This is a genomic window from Pseudorhodoferax sp. (assembly GCF_047601025.1).
Classification (GTDB): Bacteria; Pseudomonadota; Gammaproteobacteria; order Burkholderiales; family Burkholderiaceae_C; genus Pseudorhodoferax.
The window spans coordinates 4,028,351-4,049,532 of the sequence record NZ_JASGJZ010000001.1; the positions used below are offsets into that span (position 1 = coordinate 4,028,351).

Here is a 21,182-nt window from a genome sequence, read left to right on the forward strand (position 1 = left end):
GCACCTCGTCGTGGAAGATGGCGCCACTGTCGCCGCGGCGGCGGTGGCGCGCCCATCATCCAATGGACGAAAGCGGAGTCGGCGCCGGCCTACAGGGCCGATCGGCCGGTGGCCGATGTGGCCATGCCCGCGGCGCGACAATCGCGCGCTGTGAGCCCTTCCGATCCTTCCATCTCCTGGCGCCCGCCGGCCGTCGCCGAGGCGGCCGACGCCGCGCTCGCGCAGCGCCTGCAATCCCTCCTGGACCACAAGACCAAGCCGCCCGGCTCGCTCGGCCGGCTCGAGGCGCTGGCCGTGCAGCTGGGCGTGGTGCTGCGCAGCGAGGCGCCGCGGCTGCAGGCGCCGCAGCTGGTGGTCTGCGCGGCCGACCATGGGCTGGCGGCCCAGGGCGTCTCGGCCTTCGGGCAGGAGGTCACGCGCCAGATGGTCGAGAACTTCCTGGCCGGCGGCGCCGCCGTCAGCGTGCTGGCGCGCCAGCACGGCCTCGCGCTGACCGTGGTCGACTGCGGCGTGGCGCACGACTTCGCGCCGCGCCCCGGCCTGCTGGTGCGCAAGGCCGCGGCCGGAACGGCCGACGCCTCGCTGGGGCCGGCGATGACGGCCGTGCAGTGCGTGTGCGCGCTGGAGCACGGCATGGCGCTGGTGCGCGAGCTGCCTGGCAACGCGCTGCTGCTGGGCGAGATGGGCATTGGCAACACCTCGGCCGCCGCGCTGCTGACGGCGCGGCTGACCGGCCACCCGGTGGACGCCTGCGCCGGCGCCGGCACCGGCCTGGCCGGCGAGGCGCTGGCGCACAAGCTGCGGGTGCTGCAGGCCGTGTCCGCGCGCCATGCCGGCGCGTGCGCGCCGCTGCAGGCGCTGGCCGCGTTCGGCGGCCTGGAGATCGCCACGCTGGCCGGCATGGTGCTGCAGGCCGCGTGCGAGCGCCGCGTGGTGGTGGTGGACGGCTTCATCACCACCGCGGCGGTGCTGGTGGCCCACGCGCTGGCGCCGGCCGTGCGCGGCTACTGCGTGTTCTCGCACCTGTCGGGCGAGCGCGGCCACGCGCTGGCGCTGGCGCACCTGGGCGCGCGGCCGCTGCTGGACCTGGGGCTGCGGCTGGGCGAGGGCTCGGGCGCCGCACTGGCCTGGCCGTTGCTGCAATCGGCGGTGCTGCTGCTGCGCGAGATGGCCAGCTTCGACAGCGCCGGCGTGAGCCGCGGCGGCCCGGCCCCTTCCCCGACGACGGCCCTGCGATGAACCTCGACGCCTCCCTGCCGGCCCTGGCTGCGCTGGTGGTCGACGCCAGCGACAACGCCGTCGTGCTGTGCGGCCCCGACCGGCGGGTGCAGGACGTCAACCCCGGCTTCACGCGCATGTTCGGCTATACCGCCGACGACATGCGCGGCAAGCGCCTGCTGGAGGTGCTGGCCGGCCCGGCCACGGAGCTGCCGCCCTTCGCCGGCGTGGCGGCGCCGGCCACGCCGCCGGACCTGCGCACCGAGCTGCTGCTGTACACCCGCGGCGGCCGGCCGCTGTGGGCGGCCGTCACCCGCAACGCCGTGCGCGACGCCGGCGGGCGGGTGCGGCACATGTGCCTGCTGCTGGCCGACATCACGCTGACCAAGGTGCACGAAGTGCTGCAGCACCGCGTGCTGGACGCGATGGCGCGCGAGCTGCCGGTGGCCGACCTGATGAACCTGGTCTGCGAGGAGGTCGAGCGCATCGCGCCCGAGCTGCTGTGCTCGGTGCTGGACGTCGACGAGGACGGCCTGCTGCATCCGCTGGCCGGGCCGGGCCTGCCCGCCGCGCTGGGCGACCTGCTGGACGGCTACCCGGTCGGGCCGGACGCCGCCGGCGGCGGTGCCGCGGCCTGGCGCGGCAAGCCGGTGGAGGTGCGCGACATCGCCTCGGACAGCGCCTGGGAGGGCGCGCGCGGGCTGGTGCTGCCGCTCGGGCTGCGGGCCTGCTGGTCCTGCCCGATCCTGGCCAGCGACGGCGGCATGGTCGGCGCGTTCACGCTGTACTTCCGCGAGCACCGCGGCCCGAGCGGCCTGCACCGCCGGCTGGCCGAGATCGCCGTGCGCCTGTGCGCGCTGGCGCTGGAGCGCGAGCGCGCGCGCCAGCGGCTGGAGCGGCTGGCCTCGTTCGACATGCTGACCGGCCTGGCCAACCGCTTCGCGCTGAAGGAGCGGGCCGCGCAGATGCTGCCGGAACTGGCCGGCACCGGCACGCCGATGGCCGTGCTGTGCATCGACCTGGACCGCTTCCGGCTGGTCAACGAGACCCAGGGCCATCCGGCCGGCGACGCGCTGCTGCGCGAGATCGCCGGCCGGCTGATGCGCTGCGTGCGCAGCATCGACCTGACCGGGCGGCTGGGCGGCGACGAGTTCGCGGTGATCCTGCCCGCGTGCGCGATGCAGCAGGCCGCCACCGCGGCCGAGCGGCTGCTGGCGGCCGTGGCGGAGCCGGTGGCGCTGCCGGGCGCGACGCTGCAGCCGGCGGCCAGCATCGGCGTGGCCATGTTCCCCGACGACGGCGGCGACATCGACACGCTGCTGCACCATGCCGACATGGCGCGCGTGCAGGCCAAGGCCAGCGGCCGCGGCGGCGCGCGCTTCTTCAACGAGGAGATGCAGCAGCGCACGCGCGAGCGCGTGGCGCTGGAGGCGGCGCTGCGGCTGGGGCTGCGCGACGGCGGCCTGCGGCTGCTGTACCAGCCGCAGGTCGACCGGCGCTCGGGCCGGCTGTACGGCGTGGAGGCGCTGGCGCGCTGGACCCATCCCGAGCTCGGCGAGATCCCGCCCTCGCGCTTCATCCCGCTGGCCGAGGAGGCCGGCATGGTCGTCGAGCTGGGCCGCTGGGCGCTGACCGAGGCCTGCCGCCAGATGGCGCAGTGGCGCCGCGGCGGCGTGCCGGTGCCGCGCGTGGCGGTCAACCTCTCGGCGCGCAATTTCCAGGACGACGGGCTGGTCGCGCTGGTGGCCGCGCTGCTGGACGCGCACGGCCTGCAGCCCGGCGACCTGACGCTGGAGATGACCGAGTCGGTGCTGCTGGACGCCTCGCCCGACGTGCTGGCGGTGCTGCAGGCGCTGCGCGCCATGGGCGTGCACCTGTCGCTGGACGACTTCGGCACCGGCTACTCCAGCCTGAGCTACCTGCACCGGCTGCCGATCCACGAGCTCAAGCTCGACCAGAGCTTCGTGCGCGACCTGGGCGACAGCGCCACCGCCCGCGCGCTGACCAGCACCATCCTGCGCATCGGCGACAGCCTGAAGCTGACGGTGGTGGCCGAGGGCGTGGAGAACGCGCTGCAGGCCCAGCTGCTGGCCGAGCGCGGCAACGCCATCGTGCAGGGCTTCCTGTTCGGCCGGCCGATGACGCCCGAGTCGCTGGCGGCCTGGCTGACCCAGGGCGGGCAGTAGCGCCGCGGCTAGGGCACCAGCGTCTTGGGCTGGTAGTCGCACCAGCGCGCCACGCCGCAGCGCCAGCACTGCGGCTTGCGGGCCAGGCACACGTAGCGGCCGTGCAGGATCAGCCAGTGGTGCGCGTCGACCAGGTAGCGCGGCGGCACGCGCGCGAGCAGGCCGCGCTCCACCGCCTCGGGCGTCCTGCCGGGCGCCAGGCCGGTGCGGTTGGCGACGCGGAAGATGTGCGTGTCCACCGCCATGGTCGGCTCGCCGAAGGCCACGTTCAGCACTACGTTGGCGGTCTTGCGGCCGACGCCGGGCAGCGCCTGCAGCGCCTCGCGCGTGCGCGGCACCTCGCCGCCGTGCTGCTCGACCAGGATGCGGCAGGTGGCCAGCAGGTTCTTCGCCTTGGTGCGGTACAGGCCGATGGTGCGGATGTAGCCTTCCAGCCGCTCCAGGCCCAGCGCCAGCATCTGCTGCGGCGTGCAGGCCACCGGGAACAGCTTGCGCGTGGCCTTGTTGACGCCCACGTCCGTGGCCTGGGCCGACAGCAGCACGGCCGCCAGCAGCTCGAACACGCTGGTGTATTCCAGCTCGGTGACGGGGTGCGGGTTGGCCGCCTGCAGGGTCGCGAAGAACTGTTCGATGTCGTGGGGCGTCATGGCGCGGCAGTGTAGGGGCGACTCCTACAATGGCCGCCCCGCCGACCGCGCCGTCCTGCCGCCATGCACTTCGACTTCGCCAATCCCTACGCCACGGCGCGCCGGCCGGTGTTCGCGCGCAACGTCTGCAGCACCTCGCATCCGCTGGCCGCGCAGGCCGGGCTGCGCATGCTGTGGCGCGGCGGCAATGCGGTGGACGCGGCCGTCGCCGCCGCGGCGGCCATGGCGGTGGTCGAGCCGGTCAGCAACGGCCTGGGCAGCGACGCCTTCTGCATCCTGTGGGACGGCCGGCAGCTGCACGGCCTGAATGCCTCCGGCCAAGCTCCGGCGACCTGGACGCCGGGCTACTTCCACCGCCGCCACGGCGAGGCCGCCACCACCCCGCCCAAGCGCGGCGTCGACGCCATCACCGTGCCGGGCGCCGTGGGCGCCTGGGCCGCGCTGTCCGAGCGCTTCGGCTCGCTGCCGTTCGCCGAGTTGCTGGAGCCGGCCATCGAGATCGCCGAGCGCGGCTACCTGGTGCCGGTGGTGGTGCAGCACAAGTGGCAGGCCGCCGCGGAGGAGCTGCATGCGCAGCCCGGCTTCGCCCAGACCTTCATGCCCTGGGGCCGGGCGCCGCGCGTCGGCGAGCTGTTCCGCTTCCCGGCCGCGGCGCGGGCGCTGCGGGCGATCGGCGCGACCCGCGGCAAGGCCTTCTACGAGGGCGAGATCGCCGCGGCCACGGCGCATTTCGTCACGGCGCACGGCGGCAGCCTGGCGGCGGCCGACTTCGCGGCCTTCCGCCCCGAGTGGGTGGCGCCGATCCAGCGCGACTACCGCGGCTGGACGCTGCACGAGATCCCGCCGAACGGGCAGGGCATCGCGGCGCTGATGGCGCTCGGCATCCTGGAGCGCTTCGACCTCGCCGGCCTGCCGGTGGACGGCGTGGAGGTGCAGCACCTGGAGATCGAGGCCATGAAGCTGGCCTTCGCCGACGTCTACCGCCACGTGGCCGAGCTGCGCAGCATGGAGGTCACGCCGGACCAGCTGCTGGACGACGGCTACCTGGCGGCACGCGCGCGGCTGATCGACCCGCGGCGCGCGCAGGACTTCCAGGCCGGCAACCCGGCCAGGGGCGGCACCATCTACCTGACCGCGGCCGACGAGCGCGGCATGATGGTCAGCTTCATCCAGAGCAACTACCTGGGCTTCGGCTCCGGCGTGGTCGAGCCCGGCTTCGGCATCAGCCTGCAGAACCGCGGGCACGGCTTCTCGCTGCTGCCGGGGCCGAACCAGGTGGCGCCCGGCAAGCGGCCGTTCCACACCATCATCCCGGCCTTTCTGACGCGCGACGGCCAGCCGGCCATGAGCTTCGGCGTGATGGGCGGCAACATGCAGCCGCAGGGCCACCTGCAGACGCTGGTGCGCCTGCTGGACTTCGGCCAGAACCCGCAGGCCGCCTGCGACGCGCCGCGCTGGCGCTTCAACGGCGGGCTGGCGCTGAACGTCGAGCCGACCATGCCGCAGGCGACGGTCCAGGGCCTGCTGGCGCGCGGCCACCGCATCGACCTGAACCGCGACCCCTACCTGGACTTCGGCGCCGGCCAGTTCATCTGGCGCGCCGGCGACCCGTCCGTGGAAGGCTACGTGGCCGCCAGCGACCCGCGCCGCGACGGCCTGGCCGCCGGCTTCTGACCACCCCCCAAGAGGAGAAACCTTTCATGCTGCCATTCGCCGACCGACTGCAGAACGTCGAGACCTCGGCCATCCGCGAACTGTTCAAGCTGCTCGGCAAGCCCGGCATCATCAGCTTCGCCGGGGGCTTCCCCGATCCCTCGCTGTTCGACGTCGAAGGCATCCGCCTGGCCAGCGAGGCCGTGCTGCGCGACGCGCCCGGCCCGGTGCTGCAGTACGGCGCGACCGAAGGCTACGGCCCGGCGCGCGAGCAGATCGCCCGCTTCATGGCCGCCAAGGGCATGCCGGTCGCGCCGGAGGGCCTGATCGTGACGACCGGTAGCCAGCAGGCGCTGGACCTGATCGGCAAGACCATGGTCTCGCCCGGCGACAAGGTCATCGTCGAGGCGCCGACCTTCCTCGCGACCATCCAGTGCTTCCGGCTGTACGGCGCCGAGGTCATCGGCGCGCCGATCGACGCCGACGGCGTGCAGGTGGAGGCGCTGGAGTGCCTGATCGAGGAGCACCGGCCCAAGCTGGTCTACCTGGTGCCCAGCTTCGGCAACCCCAGCGGCGCCATGCTGAGCCTGGAGCGCCGCCGCCGCGTGCTGGAGATCGCGGCGCGCACGCGCACGCTGGTGGTGGAGGACGATCCGTACGGCGAGCTGTATTTCGGCGCGGCGCCGCCGCCCACGCTGCTGGCGCTGTCGGCCGAGGTGCCCGGCAGCCGCGACTGGCTGGCCTACTGCGGCTCGTTCAGCAAGATTCTGTCGCCCGGCCTGCGCGTGGGCTGGCTGGCGGCGCCCGCGGCGCTGCTGGCCAACGCCACCATGTGCAAGCAGTTCGCCGACGCCCACACCTCCAACCTGACGCAGGCCATCGCCGCGCAGTACCTGGCGCTGGACCGCATGGGCGCGGCGCTGGACCGGGTGCGCCAGGTCTACGCCGCGCGCGCGCGCGTGATGGCCGAGCAGCTGCGCGCGGTGCTGGGTGACGCGGTCGCGTTCGACGCGCCGCAGGGCGGCATGTTCTTCTGGGCGCGGCTGGCCGGCGGGCGCGATGCCGGCGCCTTCGCGCAGCGTGCGATCGAGAAGCTGGTCGCCTTCGTGCCCGGCGCGCCGTTCTACGCGCAGCAGCCGGACCATTCCACGCTGCGCCTGTCCTTCGCCACGGCCGACGCCGCCAAGATCGAGGAAGGCATCGCCCGCCTGGGCCAGGCGCTGTGACATGAGACATCCCCAGTCCGTGCGCTGCGTACCCCGCCAACCCTTTCCAGGGGACGGAGGGCCGCGGCGCCGGGCCTGCCTGCGCCGGCCTGGACGGCCCGGCGAGGCAGCTCCTCCGGAGCAGCCGTGGCCTGCAAGGCAGGCCTGCGGCCGGGCCGGGCCCGTTCCGCGGCGTCCGCAGGCGTGGCCTGCTCCGCGGCCGATCGAACCGCTGCCTGCGGCCCGCTGTCGCGGGCTGCGGGTGGTCCGCAGCGCCGGGGAGCACTGACATGGGGCGGGTCACCAGCGGCGGCAGCCTGGTCTATTCGACCGACGGCGGGCGCATGTGCCCGGCCTGCCGCCGGCCGGCCGCGCAGTGCGCCTGCAAGGCCGCCGCGGCCGAGGCCGTGCCGGCCGGCGACGGCACCGTGCGCGTGCGGCTGGAGACCAAGGGCCGCAAGGGCAAGGGCGTGACCGTGGTCTGGGGCGTGCCGGTCGGCGCGGCCGAACTGCTGCGGCTCGGCCAGCAGCTCAAGGCCGCCTGCGGCACCGGCGGCACAGTCAAGGACGGGCGGATCGAGGTGCAGGGCGACCATGTCGCCCAGGTCATGGCCCTGCTGCAGCAGCAGGGCTGGTCGGTCAAGCGCGCCGGCGGCTGATCAGGCCTGCACCTGGCCCGCGGCTTCTTCCGCCAGGGCCTTGCGCACGGCGGGCCGTTCCTCCATGCGGGCCTGGTGGGCCTGGATCTGCGGCAGCGTGTCCAGCGGCACGCCGTCGCCCGGCAGCCAGCTGGCGATGGTGTAGAGGTAGGCGTCGGCGACCGAATAGCGCTCGCCCAGCACCCAGGGCCCCTGCAGCATGCCGGCCGCGATCAGCTCGAAGCAATCGCGCATGTTGCTGGCGACCTTGCGCTGCATGGACTCCTGCGCGGCCGCGTCGTCGGCCCAGCGCGCGCCGCGGGTGCGGTGCGCATGCGCCACGTGGACGGTGGAGGCCAGGTAGCTGTTGAAGGCCTGCAGCTGCGCGAACGCGAACGCGTCGTCCAGCGGCGCGAGCTGCGCGGCCGGCGCGCTCTGCGCGATGAAGGCGAGGATCGCCGGTGTCTCGGTCAGGATGCCGCGCGGCGTCTGCAGCGCCGGCACGCGGCCCTTGGGGTTGATCGCCAGGTAGGCCGGCGAGCGCTGCTCGCCGCCGGCGAAATCCAGCCGCTGGATGCGGTAGGGCAGGCCGCTCTCGGCCAGGGCGATGTGGGATGCGCGGGCGCAGGTCTTCGGGGCGTAGAAGAGCGTGAACATGGCGGTCTCCGGTGCAGTTCGCGAACCAGTGTAGCCAGCCGACGGCGCGTTCCTACAGCCGCTTCGGCGATCGTGCCGCGGGAGGTGCCGGCATCGTCCGGCCCGGCGGGCGCGGGTGCCTTCCTAGACTGGATGCATCGTCAGCACGAAGAGAGGGTCCGCCATGTCCGTGTCCGCCCCCCAGCAGCCCGCGCTGCTGTCGTTCGGCCTGGCCTGCGCGCTCGCGGTGGGCGCGGCCGCCGCGCAGGCGCAGGTCCTGCCGGCGGCGCCCGATGCGAGCGGCATCGACAGCTCCGGCAGCTACGCCAGCGAACGGGCCGCCTGCCTGGAAGGCGCCACGCCGCAGGCGCGCGACACCTGCCTGCGCGAGGCCGCCAACGCCGCGGCCGCCCGCAAGAGCGGCGAGCTGCGCAGCCCCGGCGCGCAGCAGATGGCCGCCAACGCCATGCGCCGCTGCGATGCGCTGGGCGGCGAGGACCACGCGGCCTGCGCGGCCCGGGTGCTGGGCTACGGCAGCCAGAGCGGCAGCGTCGGCGGCGGCGGCGTGATCCGCCAGGTCGAGACCGTGGTCGTGCCGCCGGGCCAGGGCGAGGTCACGATCGAGCCCAAGACCGACAACCCGGTGCTGGTCGTGCCGCGCTGAGCGGCCGGCGCGGGCCGCGGGGCCGTGGGTCAGCCGGCGGCCTGGATGCGCCGCTCGTCGCGGGCGCGGGCCAGCTGCGCCGCGGTGGCCTGCGGCGCCAGGCCGTAGCGCTCGGCGAAGGCGGCTTCGTCCAGGCCGCTGGCCTCGAAGGCGCGCAGCAGCGCCTCGCACCGGGCGATGTCGCCGGCCTGGTCCTGCCGGGCCTGGTCGAGCAGGGCGTCCAGCGTGTCGCGGCGGATGCGCGCGGCGCTGGCATAGCCGTCGCGGTCCAGCCCGCTGGCGATGAACAGGTCGCGCACGCGCGCGCGCAGCGCCGGCTGCAGGTCCACCGCGCTGCGGTGCTGGCGGCGGCGGAACAGCTCGACCACTGCATGGTGCTGGTGCTCCAGCGACAGCGGCCCGGCGCACTGCCCGTCCAGGTCGTGCCGCGGCTCGCCGCGCGACAGGCATTCCAGATAGCGCGAGGAGCGCGCGTGCTGGCCCAGCGCGGCCTTCAGCTCGGCGGCGTCGAACAGCCCGGGATGGCGCGCCAGCAGGTCCTCGTAGGTGCCCAGCTTCAGCGGCCGCGGGCGGGGGCCGAACAGCGCGGGGTGCAGTTCCGCCAGCCGGTCCAGCAGCGGGTGGGGCGTGCGGCCTGGGCCGCCGCGCGGCGGGCGCTTGCGGGCGCGCTGGCCGGGCGGGGTGGGGTCGGTCTGGGGCTCGGTCGTGGCATCGGTCATGGCGCGCGCATTGTAGGAAGCGCGCGTCGCCTGCATTCCGCGCACGCATCGGGCCGATCCGGGCGTGCAGAAGTCACACGCGCCAGGCGGCCGGTGTCACGCGCGATTCACGGGTCGCTGCCTACACTGGCCAGGCCTTGCCGAGGAGAACGCCATGTTCGTCGACCCCCTTGATCTGCTGCCCGCCATGGCGCCGTCCGCCGCCGCGCACGAGGCGTCGCCGGCGGACCACGCCACGGCGGCCGTGGGGAGCCTGGCGCCGCCATGCCCCGAAGCGCAGCTTCCGCCGGATTTCGACCAGCGCGTGCGCGAAGTCGGCGAGTGGTGACCGCCGCGGCCGCGTGATGCGGGCGGCGCGGCAGCAGGCTCAGGCGCGGCAGGCGTCGGCCAGGATCTCATAGGAGCGCACGCGCGCCGCGTGGTCGTAGATCTGCGTGGCCACCATCAGCTCGTCCGCCCCGGTGCGCGCGACGAAGGCGGCGATCTCCCGCCGCACGGTCTGCGGCGCGCCGATCACCGCGCATTGCATGGTCTGCGCCAGGATGGCCTGTTCCGGCGGCGTCAGCCCTTCGGTGTAGCCGGCCACGGGCGGCTGCAGCTTGCGCGGCCGGCCGCTGCGCAGGTGCACGAAGGCCTGCTGCATCGAGCTGGCGAGGAATGCCGCCTCCTCGTCCGTCGCGGCCGCGAACACGCCAATGCCCAGCATCACGTAGGGCTTGTCCAGCTGCCTGGACGGCTTGAAGCGCGCGCGGTAGAGCGCGATGGCGTCCATCATCGCGGCCGGCGCGAAATGCGAGGCGAAGGCGTAGGGCAGGCCCAGCTCGGCGGCCAGCTGCGCGCCGAACAGGCTGGAGCCCAGGATCCAGACCGGCACCTGCAGCCCGGTGCCCGGCACGGCCTGGATGCGGCCCTGGGCGGCCGCGGGCGACAGGTAGTGCATGAGTTCCACCACGTCCTGCGGGAACTGGTCCGGTGACTCGAAGGCGTCGCGGCGCAGCGCGCGCGCCGTGGCCTGGTCCGAGCCGGGCGCGCGGCCCAGGCCCAGGTCGATGCGGCCGGGGAACAGCGATTCCAGCGTGCCGAACTGCTCGGCGATCACCAGCGGCGAATGGTTGGGCAGCATGATGCCGCCGGCGCCCACGCGGATCGTGCGCGTGCCTTCGGCGACGTGGGCGATCACCACCGAGGTCGCGGCGCTGGCGATGCCCGGCATGCCGTGGTGTTCGGCCAGCCAGAAGCGGCGGTAGCCCTGGCGTTCGGCGTGCCGGGCCAGGTCGCGGCTGTTGCGCAGGGCCTGCGCGGCGTCGCCGCCTTCGACGATGGGGCAGAGATCGAGGATGGAGAGTGCGGTCATGGCGCCGGATCGTAGCCAGGGCGGCGAAGCCGTGCTGGCGTGTGGCCGGGCGCTGTGCGGTTCGTCGCGCATGGCCGGGGATTGCGGCCGGTGCATGAACGAACGGGGCGATGCCGGTGTATCGTTCACCGTTTGCCGCGCCGGCAAGTGTGTCTGCATTGCAAAGTTGGCGCTGCGGCCGGCCGTGGATGGGAAACTTGCCGGCCCCGATGCCGTCCACCGCTGCACCCGGCCGCGCCGCAGCGCGGCGATTCCGATTTCCGAGCACGCCTCCGCAGGTCCCTTCATGCCCATTCCCAGACATCCCTCGCTCTTCCGTGGCCTGTGCGTTCCCCTGCTGGCCGCGGCGCTGGCGGTGGCCGGCTGTTCGCGCGACGGTGGCGACGCCAAGGCGGCGGCCGGGCCGGCCGCCGCGCCGCAGCCCAAGGACGTCGGCGTCGTGACGCTGAAGGCCGAGCGGCTGCCGGTCACGACCGAGCTGGCCGGCCGCACCGTGGCGCCCGTGATCGCCCAGATCCGGCCGCAGGTCGGCGGCATCGTGCAGCAGCGGCTGTTCACCGAGGGGTCGATGGTCAAGGCCGGGCAGGTGCTCTACCAGCTCGATCCGGCCAGCTACGAGGCCGCGACCGCCAGCGCGCGCGCCAACGTGCGCAAGGCCGAGACGACGCTGGCCAACGCGCGCAGCGTGGCCCGGCGCAATGCCGAGCTGGTCAAGATCGACGCCATCAGCCAGCAGGTCAACGAGCAGACCCAGGCCGCCGCCGCCCAGGCCGAGGCCGAGCTGGCCGTGGCCCGCGCAGCCGAGCAGACCGCCCGCATCAACCTCGCGCGCACGCGCATCGTGGCGCCGATCAGCGGCTGGGCGGAACTGTCCAGCGTGACGGCCGGCGCGCTGGTGACGGCCGACCAGGCCACGCCGCTGACCACGGTGCAGCAGCTCGACCCGCTGTACGTGCACGTCACCCAGTCCAGCGCCGAGCTGCTGCGCCTCAAGCGCGACCTGGCCAGCGGCCGGCTGTCGCAGGGGCGGGCCGACGAGGCGCCGATCCGCGTCGTGCTGGAGGACGGCAGCGTCTACCCGCTGCCCGGCAAGCTCACCTTCAGCGGCGTGACGGTGGACGCCGGCACCGGCAGCGTGACGCTGCGCGCCGTGGTGCCCAACCCCGAGCGGCTGCTGATGCCGGGCATGTACGTGCGCGCGGTGCTGCAGGAAGGCGTGGCCGAGGACGCGCTGCTGGTGCCGCAGCAGGCCGTCACGCGCGCGCCGGACGGCAGCGCCTCGGCCCTGGTCGTCGGGCCCGACGACCGGCTGGCCAAGCGCGCGATCACGGTCGGCCGGGCGGTCGGCAGCCGCTGGCAGGTGCTGGACGGGCTGCAGGCCGGCGACCGGGTGCTGGTCGAGGGCTCGCAGCGCGCCCGCGCCGGCGACCTGGTGCGCGCGAACGAGGTCGCGCCCTCGGCCGGTGCCGGCACGCCGGCGCCGGCCAACGGCAAGGGCAGCGCCGGCCCGGGCCCGGTGGCCAGCGCCGCGCCGCTGGCGCCGGCCGCCGTGGTGCGCTGAGGAGCGGACATGGCGCAGTTCTTCATCGCCCGCCCCATCTTCGCGTGGGTGCTGTCCATCGTCGTGATGCTGGCCGGCCTGCTGTCGATCCGCACGCTGCCGCTGGAGCAGTACCCCGACATCGCGCCGCCGCGCGTGTCGATCGGCTCGACCTACACCGGCGCCTCGGCCAAGACGGTGGAGGACTCGGTCACCCAGATCATCGAGCAGCAGATGAAGGGGCTGGACAACCTGCTGTACATGCAGAGCACCAGCAACTCCTCGGGCCAGTCGCGCCTGACGCTGACCTTCGCGCCCGGCACCGACATCGACGTGGCCCAGATGCAGGTGCAGAACAAGATGCAGCCGGCGCTGTCGCGGCTGCCGCAGCAGGTGCAGAGCCGCGGCGTGTTCGTGACCAAGGGCGGCAACGACTTCCTGATGGTCGTGGCCTTCTTCTCGGGCGACGGCAGCGCCTCGGCCGTGGACGTGGGCGACTACATCACCAGCAGTCTGGTCGACGTGATCAGCCGCGTGGACGGCGTGGGCGACGTGCAGGTGCTGGGCACCGGCTACGCCATGCGCATCTGGCTGGACCCGGACAAGCTGCGCAAGTACGCGCTGATGCCGTCCGACGTGAATACCGCGCTGCAGGCGCAGAACGCCCAGGTCTCGGCCGGCCAGCTCGGCGCGCTGCCGGCCATGGCCGACCAGCAGCTGACCGCCACCATCACCACGCGCACCAAGCTGCAGACCGTGGAGGAATTCGGCGACGTGGTGCTGCGCGTGACCACCGACGGCGCCGTGGTGCGGCTGAAGGACGTGGCGCGCCTGGAGCTGGGCGCCGAGAACCTGACGGTGCGCTCGCTGCTGGCCGGCCGCCCGGGCGCCGGCATGGGCATCGTGCTGGCCGACGGCGCCAACGCCGTCAAGGTGGCCGAGGCCGTCAACGCCAAGATCGCCGAGCTGCAGCCGTTCTTCCCGAACCAGCTGCAGACCTTCGTGACCTACGACACCACGCCCTTCGTCAGCGCCTCGATCGAGGAGGTGGTCAAGGCGCTGTTCGAGGCCGTGCTGCTGGTGGTGCTGGTGATGTACCTGTTCCTGCAGAACCTCCGCGCCACGCTGATCCCGGCGATCACGGTGCCGGTGGTGCTGCTCGGCACCTTCGGCGTGCTGTCGGCGGCCGGCTACTCGATCAACACGCTGACCATGTTCGCGATGGTGCTGGCCATCGGCCTGCTGGTGGACGACGCCATCGTGGTGGTGGAGAACGTCGAGCGGGTGATGAGCGAGGAGGGCCTGCCGCCGCGCGAGGCCACCAAGAAGTCCATGGCCGAGATCACGCCGGCGCTGGTCGGCATCGCGCTGGTGCTGTCGGCCGTGTTCATCCCGATGGCCTTCTTCGGCGGCTCCACCGGGGTGATCTACCGGCAGTTCTCGATCACCATCGTCTCCTCGATGGTGCTGTCGGTGCTGGTGGCGCTGTCGCTGACGCCGGCCCTGTGCGCCACGCTGCTCAAGCCCATCCCCAAGGGCACGCACAGCCCGCACGGCGATGCGCCGCGGCGCGGCCCGCTGGGCTGGGTGGACCGCTTCTTCGCACTGTTCAACCGGGGCTTCGACCGCAGCGCCCACGCCTACCAGGGGGCGGTCGGCGGCGTGCTCGGGCGCAGCAAGCGCGCGCTGCTGGTCTACGCCCTGATCCTGGTCGGCGTGGCGCTGCTGTTCCTGCGCCTGCCCACGGCCTTCCTGCCGGACGAGGACCAGGGCTTCGTCTCCGTGCAGGTCAACCTGCCCCCCGGCGCCTCGAACGCGCGGCTGCAGCCCATCGTGGCCCAGGTGCAGGAGTATTTCGGCAAGCAGCCCGAGGTGGTCAGCGTCAACGTGCTGACCGGCCAGAACGGCGACCAGAGTTCGGCGCGCGCCTTCGTGAAGCTCAAGCACTGGGACGAGCGCCCCGGCGCCGAGCACTCGGCCGCCGCGGTCGCCCAGCGCGCCGGGCACGAGCTCGCCAAGGTCCGCGACGCGCGCATCATCGTGCAGCTGCCGCCGGCGGTGCGCGGCCTGGGCTCCGCGTCGGGCTTCAACTTCTTCCTGAAGGACGTCAACGGCCTGGGCCACGAGGCGCTGGTGGCGGCGCAGCGCAAGACGCTGGAGCTGCTGCAGGCGCGGCCGGAGCTGCGCAACGTGCGCATGAACGGCCTGGAGGACACGCCGGAGCTGCGCATCGACATCGACGACGCCCGCGCCGGCGCGCTGAGCCTGACCACCAGCGCCATCGACGGCACGCTGTCCGCGGCCCTGGGCGGCACCTACGTCAACGACTTCCTGAACAACGGCCGCGTCAAGCGCGTGTACATGCAGGGCGATGCGCCGTTCCGCATGCTGCCCTCCGACATCGAGCGCTGGAGCGTGCGCAACCAGCTCGGCCAGATGGTGCCGTTCACCGCCTTCTCCAGCACGCGCTGGAGCTACGGCTCGCCGCAGCTGGCGCGCTACAACGGCGCGCCGGCCTACGAGTTCACCGGCGACGCGGTGCAGGGCGTGAGCTCCGGCGCGGCCATGACGGCGGTCGAGGAGGTCATGCGCGAGATGCCGGCCGGCATCGACTACGAATGGACCGGCGCCTCGTTCCAGGAGCGGCTCTCCGGCGCGCAGGCGCCGGTGCTGTACGCGATCTCCATCCTGTTCGTGTTCCTGTGCCTGGCGGCGCTGTACGAGAGCTGGTCGGTGCCGTTCTCGGTGATCCTGGTGGTGCCGCTGGGCATCGTCGGCGCGCTGCTGTTCACCAGCCTGCGCGGGCTGACCAACGACGTGTACTTCCAGGTCGGCCTGCTGACCACGGTGGGCCTGTCGTCCAAGAACGCGATCCTGATCGTCGAGTTCGCCAAGCAGCTGCAGGAGCAGGGCAGGAGCGTGCGCGACGCCATCATGGAGGCGGTGCGGCTGCGGCTGCGGCCGATCCTGATGACCTCGCTGGCCTTCGGCTTCGGCGTGCTGCCGCTGGCGCTGGGCAGCGGCGCCGGCGCCGGCGGGCGCGTGGCCATCGGTACCGCCGTGCTGGGCGGCATGATGCTGGGCACGGCGCTGGGCATCTTCTTCGTGCCGCTGTTCTTCATGCTGATCCGCGGCTGGCTGGCCCGGCGCGCCGAGCGCCGGGCGGACCCGGCCGCGGCGCTGGCCGCCGGGGGAGGCCGTTGATGCGCGCCGCCACCTGTGCACTGGCCGCCGGCCTGGCCCTGGCCGGCTGCATGAACCTGGCGCCGCGCTACGAGCAGCCGGTCGCGCCGATCCCGGCGGCCTGGCCGGCCGGCGCGCAGGCGGTGGAGGCGCCGCAGCCGCTGCCCGACTGGCGCGCGTTCTTCCAGGACGAACGCCTGCGCGCGCTGGTGCGGCTGGCGCTCGCGAACAACCGCGACCTGCGCGTGGCCGCGCTGAACATCGAGCGCGCGCAGGCGCTGTACGGCGTGACCAGCGCGGCGCAGCTGCCGTCCATCGGCGCCACGGGCGGGGCCACGCGCGCCCGCACGCCGGCTGGCATGACGACCAGCGGCCAGTCGCGCGTGGCCGACAGCTTCACGGTCAACCTGGGCTTCACCGCCTACGAGCTGGACCTGTTCGGCCGCGTGCGCAACCTGTCGGATGCGGCGCTGCAGACCTTCTTCGCCACCGAGGACACGCGCCGCAGCGTGCAGATCGGCCTGGTCGCCGCGGTGGCCCAGGCCTGGCTGCAGCTGGCCGGCGACCAGCAGCGCCTGCAGCTGGCGCGCGAAACGCTGGCCAGCCAGCGCCAGTCCTACGACCTGATCCGCCAGGCCCATGCGCTGGGCGCGCAGTCCGGCGTGGCGCTGGCGCAGTCGCAGACCACGGTGGAGACCGCGCGCGGCCAGGTCGCGGCCTACGAGGCGCTGGTGGAGCAGGACGGCAACGCGCTGGCGCTGCTGGCGGGCGCCACGCCGCCGCCCGAGCTGTTGCCCGCGGTGGCGGCCGTGGGGGGGGCGCAGGCGCAGCCGTCCGTCGCTCTGTTGCCGGCGCCGCCGGCCGGGCTGCCGTCCAGCGTGCTGCGGCAGCGGCCCGACGTGCTGGCGGCCGAGCATGCGCTGCAGGCCGCGCACCACGACGTCGGCGCCGCGCGCGCGGCGCTGTACCCGCGCATCAGCCTCACCGCCACCGCCGGCCTGGCCAGCCCCAGCCTGTCCAGCCTGTTCGAGGCCGGCAGCCGTGCCTTCAGCCTGGGGCCGTCGCTGAGCCTGCCGATCCTGGACGGCGGCGCCAGCCGCAACGCGGTGCGCGCGGCCGAGGTGCAGCGCGAGATCCAGCTGGCGCAGTACGAGAAGACGCTGCAGGTGGCCTTCCGCGAGGTCGCCGACGCGCTGGCCGAGCGCGGCCGCCTGGCCGAGCGGCTGGACGCGCAGCGCGCGCTGGTGGCCGCCAGCGCCCGCAGCTTCGAGCTGGCGCAGGCCCTGTTCAAGGGCGGCAGCGGCAGCTACCTGGAAGTGCTGGACGCGCAGCGCGCGCTGTACGCCGCGCAGCAGGCGCTGATCGGCCTGCAGCAGAGCGAGCAGGCCAACCGCATCACGCTGTACAAGGTGCTGGGCGGGGGCTGGCAGGAGGAGGAGGCCGCCGCGGCCCCGTCGGCGACGCGCGGCTGAGCCGCGGCGGGGCCACAATCGCCGGCTTCATCCACCACCCTCCATCGGAGACTGCCGCATGATCCAGGTCCTGGCCATCATCACCACCCACCCCGGCAAGCGCGAGGACGTGCTCGCCGCCTTCCGCGAGAACCGCGCCGCCGTCCTGGCCGAGGACGGCTGCATCGAATACGGCGCCGTGGTCGATGCCGCCAACCTGCCGCCGGGCTGGGCGAGCTTCGGCCCGGACACCTTCGTCGTCGTCGAGAAGTGGGCCAGCCTGCCAGCGCTGCAGGCCCATGCGGCGGCGCCGCACATGAAGGCCTACGGCGCCCGGACCAAGGACTGGGTGGCCAGCCGCGCGATCCACGTCATGGAGCCGGTCGGCGGCTGACGCGGCGGGCCCTTGGGGCCCGCCCGCCTCACTCCATCGCCCAGCCGTGGCTGACGACCAGCGACTGGCCGGTCAGCGCATTGCTCGGGAAGGTCGCGAACAGCAGCGCGACCTCGGCCACGTCGGCCACGGTGGTGAACTCGCCGTCCACCGTGTCCTTCAGCATGACCTTCTTGATCACGTCCTCCTCGCTGATCTGCAGCGCGGCGGCCTGCTCGGGGATCTGCTTGTCCACCAGCGGCGTGCGCACGAAGCCCGGGCAGATCACGTTGGCGCGCACGTTGTGCGGGCCGCCTTCCTTGGCCAGCACCCGGGCCAGGCCCAGCAGGCCGTGCTTGGCCGTGACGTAGGGCGCCTTCAGCACCGAGGCCAGCTTGGAATGCACCGAGCCCATCAGGATGATGGAGCCGCTCTTCTGCTTGTACATGTGGGGCAGCACGGCGCGGGTGGTCAGGAAGGCGCCGTCCAGGTGGATGGCCAGCATCTTGCGCCATTCGGCGAGCGAGAACTCCTCGACCGGATGCACGATCTGCACGCCGGCGTTGCTGACCAGCACGTCCACCGTGCCCCAGGCCCGGACGACCTCGGCCACGCCGGCGTCGACCTGCTCCTCGCTGGTCACGTCCATGGCCACGCTCATCGCCGACAGGCCGGCCTGGCGCAGTTCGGCGGCGGTGGCCTCGGCTGCGTCCTTGTTCAGGTCGGCGATCACCACGCGCGCGCCCTCGCGGGCGTAGGTGCAGGCGATTTCCTTGCCGATGCCGCTGGCGGCGCCGGTGACGAGCGTGACTTTGTCCTTGAGCTTCATGGCGGGTCCTTTGCTGGAAACGGGGAGAGAGGGAAAAGGGTTCAGCGGCCGGCCGGGCGCGGCGCGAGGTCGAGCACGGTGATGCCGGCCTTGTTGCGCGGGCGGTTCTGCCAGCGCGGATCGGCGAAGCTGGCCTCCACGTCAGCGCGTCCGGCGGCCCAGTTCTCGCGCATCGTCTGGCGCGAGAACTCGTAGTCCTTGGAGGCGCCCGCGTGGCTCTTGCTGCGGTGGATCAGGTGCATCACGGTGACGGCCCGGCAGTTGCCGGCGTTCAGCAGCGCCTGCAGGTCCGGGTCGTCGGCGAAGCCCGCGGGCAGCCGGTCGGCCAGGCGCTGGGCGGCCGCGGCCAGGCGCTGCTGCGCGGCCACGAGGTCGGTGTTCAGCCGCGTGCGGCTGGCGTACTGGATGTCCTTGGCGCGCTCGGCGACCTCGTCCAGGTTGCGCGGCAGCGGGCCGCGGGCGCTGAACAGGTCGACCTGGAACACCAGCATGTCCTGCACGGCGGGCTGGTCGATCACGTACTGCAGCGGCGTGTTGGAGACCACGCCGCCGTCCCAGTACCACTTGCCGTCGATCGCCACCGGCGCGAAGCCCGGCGGCAGCGCGCCGCTGGCCATCACGTGCTCGGGCCCGAACCGGTGCGGGCCGGCCTGGCGGGCCGAGTCGAAGTAGACCGAGTTGCCGGTCTGCAGCTCGACCGCGCCGACCGACAGCCGCACCTTGCCGCGGCAGCGCGTGTCGTTGATGCGGTCGAAATCCACCAGCCGCTCCAATGTGCTGCGCATCGGGCCGGTGTCGTACCAGCTCAGCGCGCCCTGCGTGCCGGACGGCTGCAGCGGCGCCGGCGGCAGGCGCGGCATGAAGAAGCCCGGCACGCCGAAGCCGGCGACCAGCGCCGCGCTGGAGGCGTTGAACCAGCTGCGCAGCTCGTCGCCGCAGCGCTCGGGCAGGGCCGGCAGCAGGAGGCCGGAGGACACCTGGTCCCAGAACGCGCGCAGCCGCTCGACGCGCCGCTCGGGCGGGTTGCCGGCGATCAGCGCCGCGTTGACCGCGCCGATGGACACGCCGGCCACCCATTCGGGCGCCACGCCGCGCTCGGCCAGCGCCTCGTAGACGCCGGCCTGGTAGGCACCCAGGGCGCCGCCGCCCTGGAGCACGAGCACGCATTGCTCGGAAGCCGCCGCGGCGGCGCGGGAGGGGGAGGAGGGCATCGACACGGAGCTTGCAGGACGGGCCGGAGCGGCGCGCGCCGCAGTATAGGCCGGCGTGCGCCGCGGATCAGGCCGCGTACACCGACGCCAGCGAGCGGAAGCCCTTGACCTCGATCGGGTTGCCGAACGGGTCCAGGAAGAACATCGTCCATTGCTCGCCGGGCTGGCCGGCGAAGCGCTGCTGCGGCGCCAGCACGAACTCGGTGCCGGCGTCCGTCAGCCGCCGGGCCATGTCCTGCCATTGCGGCAGCTCGAGGATCAGGCCGAAGTGCGGCATCGGCACCAGCTTGTCGCCGACGTGGCCCGTCCGGGCGGTGGCGAAGGGCTCGCCCAGGTGCAGCGAGATCTGGTGGCCGAAGAAGTCGAAGTCGACCCAGGTGTCGGTGCTGCGGCCCTCGCGGCAGCCGAGCACGCCGCCGTAGAAGCGGCGCGCCTCGGCCAGGTCGCGCACGTTGAAGGCGAGGTGGAAGATGCTGTGCATGGCGCGATTGTGCGTCGCGCCGCGCTGCAGATCAGCTCTCCACGGCGCTGGCGCGCCACCCGCAGCGCCTGCAACCGGGCCGCAGGCAGCGGTTCGAACGGCCGTGGCGCAGGCCATGCCAGCGGACGCCGCGGACGGGCTATGCCCGGCCGCAGGCGTCGCCCCTGGAGGGGGTTGGCGGAGCGCGCAGCGCGGAGACTGGGGGTGTTTTTCTCAGTATTTGGCGAAGTTGGCGGCGACGCGCTGGTTCAGGTAGTCCCCGGCCGTCATCGGCGGGTACTTGCCCGAGGGCGTCTCGATCAGCACGTCGCGGTTGGCCTGGGCGAAGAACGCCAGGCTGTAGCGCGCGCCCTGGTACTCGTCGGGGCCGGGGTTCTTCACGCGGTGGAAGTTGCTGGGCAACTGGTCGTCGCTCCAGCGCATCAGCATGTCGCCGATGTTGCAGGTGATCAGCTCGTCGGCCGGCGTGATCGAGGTCCAGGCCTGCGATTCCATGTCCTTGCCCGGGCACAGCTGCAGGCCGCCCTGGCCGCTGCGCTGGAACAGCAGCGTCAGGCAGTCGAAGTCGGTGTGCGCGCCGGCGCGCCACAGCCCCATCTGGTCGCGCAGGGCCGGGTCCACGGCGTAGTAGTGCAGCATGCGCAGCGTGCTCTGGTAGTCGGGCCGGGCCGGGTCGTGCGCGGCGGTGAAGAACTCGCGCGCGAAGCCCAGCCGCTCGGCGAAGCACGACAGCACGCGCATCGCCACCGTCCAGGCCTGGGCCTCGAACGCCAGCATGGTCTGCCGGAAGCCCGGCAGCTCGTCCTCGGCCGGCCACAGGCCGTCCATGTGCGGGCGCGTGATCTGGTAGGACTCCTTCTGGTCCGGCGTGCCGGTGGACGGGCGCACCTGGGCGCGGCTCTCCCAGCCGGCGTTCAGGCCCTTCTTCAGCGGATGGCGGGCCTTGACGGCATCGGGCAGCGCGAAGAAGCGCTGGGTCATCGCGAAGGCCTCGCGCACGTCGGCCAGCGCGATGCCGTGGTTGGAGAGCTGGAAGAAGCCCACGTCCACGGCCGCGTCCCACAGCTGGTCCGCGATCTCGGCGCGGCGCGCCTCGAAGTCCGCGAGGTCGATCACGCGCACCTCGCGCGCGGCCTCGGTGCCGACCGCGCCCATGCGCGATTCCTTGTTCAGTTCATGCAGTGCGTAGCTCAT

General features: G+C 73.5%; 19 protein-coding genes. 11 read left to right on the forward strand and 8 right to left on the reverse strand.

Annotated elements, in window-relative coordinates; translation table 11 throughout:
• Positions 1 to 150 precede the first annotated feature (150 nt).
• Together cobT and QM782_RS18805 are read left to right on the forward strand one after the other, a co-directional pair.
• A complete protein-coding gene (cobT, locus tag QM782_RS18800) occupies positions 151 to 1,239 on the forward strand; it encodes a nicotinate-nucleotide--dimethylbenzimidazole phosphoribosyltransferase (RefSeq protein ID WP_415204413.1) in 1,089 nt (362 codons plus the stop codon).
• Positions 1,236 to 3,404, forward strand: a complete 2,169-nt coding sequence (locus tag QM782_RS18805; RefSeq protein ID WP_415204414.1) for an EAL domain-containing protein — start codon at positions 1,236 to 1,238, stop codon at positions 3,402 to 3,404. The genes cobT and QM782_RS18805 overlap by 4 nt, the downstream gene beginning before the upstream one ends.
• A gap of 8 nt (positions 3,405 to 3,412) precedes the next feature.
• On the opposite strand, the gene nth is transcribed toward QM782_RS18805, so the two are convergent.
• Positions 3,413 to 4,051, reverse strand: a complete 639-nt coding sequence (nth, locus tag QM782_RS18810; RefSeq protein WP_415204415.1) for an endonuclease III — start codon at positions 4,049 to 4,051, stop codon at positions 3,413 to 3,415.
• Positions 4,052 to 4,114: 63 nt separating this feature from the next.
• Here nth and QM782_RS18815 point away from each other — a divergent pair, with 63 nt between their 5' ends.
• The 3 genes from QM782_RS18815 (at position 4,115) to QM782_RS18825 (ending at position 7,568) form a co-directional block, all read left to right on the forward strand.
• Positions 4,115 to 5,725 carry a gamma-glutamyltransferase family protein gene (locus QM782_RS18815; protein ID WP_415204416.1) on the forward strand — a complete coding sequence of 537 codons (1,611 nt, stop codon included), beginning with the start codon at positions 4,115 to 4,117 and terminating at the stop codon, positions 5,723 to 5,725.
• A gap of 29 nt (positions 5,726 to 5,754) precedes the next feature.
• A complete protein-coding gene (locus QM782_RS18820; RefSeq protein WP_415205684.1) occupies positions 5,755 to 6,930 on the forward strand; it encodes a PLP-dependent aminotransferase family protein in 1,176 nt (391 codons plus the stop codon).
• Positions 6,931 to 7,199: 269 nt separating this feature from the next.
• Positions 7,200 to 7,568, forward strand: a complete 369-nt coding sequence (locus QM782_RS18825) for a translation initiation factor Sui1 (RefSeq protein WP_415204417.1) — start codon at positions 7,200 to 7,202, stop codon at positions 7,566 to 7,568.
• Here QM782_RS18825 and QM782_RS18830 read toward each other — a convergent pair whose 3' ends face one another.
• On the reverse strand, positions 7,569 to 8,204 hold the full coding sequence (locus QM782_RS18830; protein WP_415204418.1) for a glutathione S-transferase family protein: 636 nt from the start codon (positions 8,202 to 8,204) through the stop codon (positions 7,569 to 7,571). It lies immediately after the preceding gene.
• Positions 8,205 to 8,367: 163 nt separating this feature from the next.
• On the opposite strand from QM782_RS18830, the gene QM782_RS18835 reads away from it, so the two are divergent.
• Positions 8,368 to 8,847 carry a hypothetical protein gene (locus tag QM782_RS18835; protein ID WP_415204419.1) on the forward strand — a complete coding sequence of 160 codons (480 nt, stop codon included), beginning with the start codon at positions 8,368 to 8,370 and terminating at the stop codon, positions 8,845 to 8,847.
• 29 nt (positions 8,848 to 8,876) lie between these two features.
• Here QM782_RS18835 and QM782_RS18840 read toward each other — a convergent pair whose 3' ends face one another.
• Positions 8,877 to 9,566, reverse strand: a complete 690-nt coding sequence (locus QM782_RS18840) for a ProQ/FinO family protein (RefSeq protein ID WP_415204420.1) — start codon at positions 9,564 to 9,566, stop codon at positions 8,877 to 8,879.
• A 154-nt stretch (positions 9,567 to 9,720) separates the two neighbouring features.
• Here QM782_RS18840 and QM782_RS18845 point away from each other — a divergent pair, with 154 nt between their 5' ends.
• The gene (locus QM782_RS18845; RefSeq protein ID WP_415204421.1) at positions 9,721 to 9,894 is read left to right on the forward strand and encodes a hypothetical protein; all 174 of its coding nucleotides are present in this window, start codon (positions 9,721 to 9,723) and stop codon (positions 9,892 to 9,894) included.
• A gap of 39 nt (positions 9,895 to 9,933) precedes the next feature.
• On the opposite strand, the gene QM782_RS18850 is transcribed toward QM782_RS18845, so the two are convergent.
• A complete protein-coding gene (locus tag QM782_RS18850) occupies positions 9,934 to 10,920 on the reverse strand; it encodes an LLM class flavin-dependent oxidoreductase (protein ID WP_415204422.1) in 987 nt (328 codons plus the stop codon).
• Positions 10,921 to 11,206: 286 nt separating this feature from the next.
• On the opposite strand from QM782_RS18850, the gene QM782_RS18855 reads away from it, so the two are divergent.
• Genes QM782_RS18855 through QM782_RS18870 form a run of 4 tightly spaced genes read left to right on the forward strand, consistent with a single transcriptional unit; the run spans position 11,207 to position 17,488 of the window.
• A complete protein-coding gene (locus QM782_RS18855; protein WP_415204423.1) occupies positions 11,207 to 12,481 on the forward strand; it encodes an efflux RND transporter periplasmic adaptor subunit in 1,275 nt (424 codons plus the stop codon).
• Positions 12,482 to 12,490: 9 nt separating this feature from the next.
• Positions 12,491 to 15,664, forward strand: coding sequence for an efflux RND transporter permease subunit (locus tag QM782_RS18860; RefSeq protein ID WP_415204424.1), 3,174 nt, complete (start codon positions 12,491 to 12,493; stop codon positions 15,662 to 15,664).
• The gene (locus QM782_RS18865) at positions 15,664 to 17,115 is read left to right on the forward strand and encodes an efflux transporter outer membrane subunit (RefSeq protein ID WP_415204425.1); all 1,452 of its coding nucleotides are present in this window, start codon (positions 15,664 to 15,666) and stop codon (positions 17,113 to 17,115) included. Before QM782_RS18860 ends, QM782_RS18865 begins: the two co-directional genes overlap by 1 nt.
• 58 nt (positions 17,116 to 17,173) lie before the next feature.
• On the forward strand, positions 17,174 to 17,488 hold the full coding sequence (locus tag QM782_RS18870; protein ID WP_415204426.1) for a putative quinol monooxygenase: 315 nt from the start codon (positions 17,174 to 17,176) through the stop codon (positions 17,486 to 17,488).
• 28 nt (positions 17,489 to 17,516) lie between these two features.
• Here the strand turns inward: QM782_RS18870 and QM782_RS18875 are convergent, their stop codons facing one another.
• From QM782_RS18875 to QM782_RS18890, 4 genes are all read right to left on the reverse strand, one after another.
• Positions 17,517 to 18,296 carry a 3-hydroxybutyrate dehydrogenase gene (locus tag QM782_RS18875; RefSeq protein WP_415204427.1) on the reverse strand — a complete coding sequence of 260 codons (780 nt, stop codon included), beginning with the start codon at positions 18,294 to 18,296 and terminating at the stop codon, positions 17,517 to 17,519.
• Between the two features lie 41 nt (positions 18,297 to 18,337).
• Positions 18,338 to 19,507, reverse strand: coding sequence for a patatin-like phospholipase family protein (locus QM782_RS18880; protein WP_415204428.1), 1,170 nt, complete (start codon positions 19,505 to 19,507; stop codon positions 18,338 to 18,340).
• Between the two features lie 67 nt (positions 19,508 to 19,574).
• Positions 19,575 to 19,988: a VOC family protein gene (locus QM782_RS18885; protein ID WP_415204429.1), complete on the reverse strand. Its 414-nt coding sequence runs from the start codon at positions 19,986 to 19,988 to the stop codon at positions 19,575 to 19,577.
• A 213-nt stretch (positions 19,989 to 20,201) separates the two neighbouring features.
• A complete protein-coding gene (locus QM782_RS18890; protein WP_415204430.1) occupies positions 20,202 to 21,182 on the reverse strand; it encodes an isopenicillin N synthase family dioxygenase in 981 nt (326 codons plus the stop codon).

Coding starts and splice junctions, on each gene's coding strand:
- QM782_RS18805 (WP_415204414.1), top strand. CDS start 1,236: ATGAACCTCGACGCCTCCCTGCCGGCCCTGGCTGCGCTGGTGGTCGAC.
- nth (WP_415204415.1), bottom strand. CDS start 4,051: ATGACGCCCCACGACATCGAACAGTTCTTCGCGACCCTGCAGGCGGCC.
- QM782_RS18815 (WP_415204416.1), top strand. CDS start 4,115: ATGCACTTCGACTTCGCCAATCCCTACGCCACGGCGCGCCGGCCGGTG.
- QM782_RS18825 (WP_415204417.1), top strand. CDS start 7,200: ATGGGGCGGGTCACCAGCGGCGGCAGCCTGGTCTATTCGACCGACGGC.
- QM782_RS18830 (WP_415204418.1), bottom strand. CDS start 8,204: ATGTTCACGCTCTTCTACGCCCCGAAGACCTGCGCCCGCGCATCCCAC.
- QM782_RS18835 (WP_415204419.1), top strand. CDS start 8,368: ATGTCCGTGTCCGCCCCCCAGCAGCCCGCGCTGCTGTCGTTCGGCCTG.
- QM782_RS18840 (WP_415204420.1), bottom strand. CDS start 9,566: ATGACCGATGCCACGACCGAGCCCCAGACCGACCCCACCCCGCCCGGC.
- QM782_RS18845 (WP_415204421.1), top strand. CDS start 9,721: ATGTTCGTCGACCCCCTTGATCTGCTGCCCGCCATGGCGCCGTCCGCC.
- QM782_RS18850 (WP_415204422.1), bottom strand. CDS start 10,920: ATGACCGCACTCTCCATCCTCGATCTCTGCCCCATCGTCGAAGGCGGC.
- QM782_RS18855 (WP_415204423.1), top strand. CDS start 11,207: ATGCCCATTCCCAGACATCCCTCGCTCTTCCGTGGCCTGTGCGTTCCC.
- QM782_RS18860 (WP_415204424.1), top strand. CDS start 12,491: ATGGCGCAGTTCTTCATCGCCCGCCCCATCTTCGCGTGGGTGCTGTCC.
- QM782_RS18865 (WP_415204425.1), top strand. CDS start 15,664: ATGCGCGCCGCCACCTGTGCACTGGCCGCCGGCCTGGCCCTGGCCGGC.
- QM782_RS18870 (WP_415204426.1), top strand. CDS start 17,174: ATGATCCAGGTCCTGGCCATCATCACCACCCACCCCGGCAAGCGCGAG.
- QM782_RS18875 (WP_415204427.1), bottom strand. CDS start 18,296: ATGAAGCTCAAGGACAAAGTCACGCTCGTCACCGGCGCCGCCAGCGGC.
- QM782_RS18880 (WP_415204428.1), bottom strand. CDS start 19,507: ATGCCCTCCTCCCCCTCCCGCGCCGCCGCGGCGGCTTCCGAGCAATGC.
- QM782_RS18885 (WP_415204429.1), bottom strand. CDS start 19,988: ATGCACAGCATCTTCCACCTCGCCTTCAACGTGCGCGACCTGGCCGAG.
- QM782_RS18890 (WP_415204430.1), bottom strand. CDS start 21,182: ATGAGCTACGCACTGCATGAACTGAACAAGGAATCGCGCATGGGCGCG.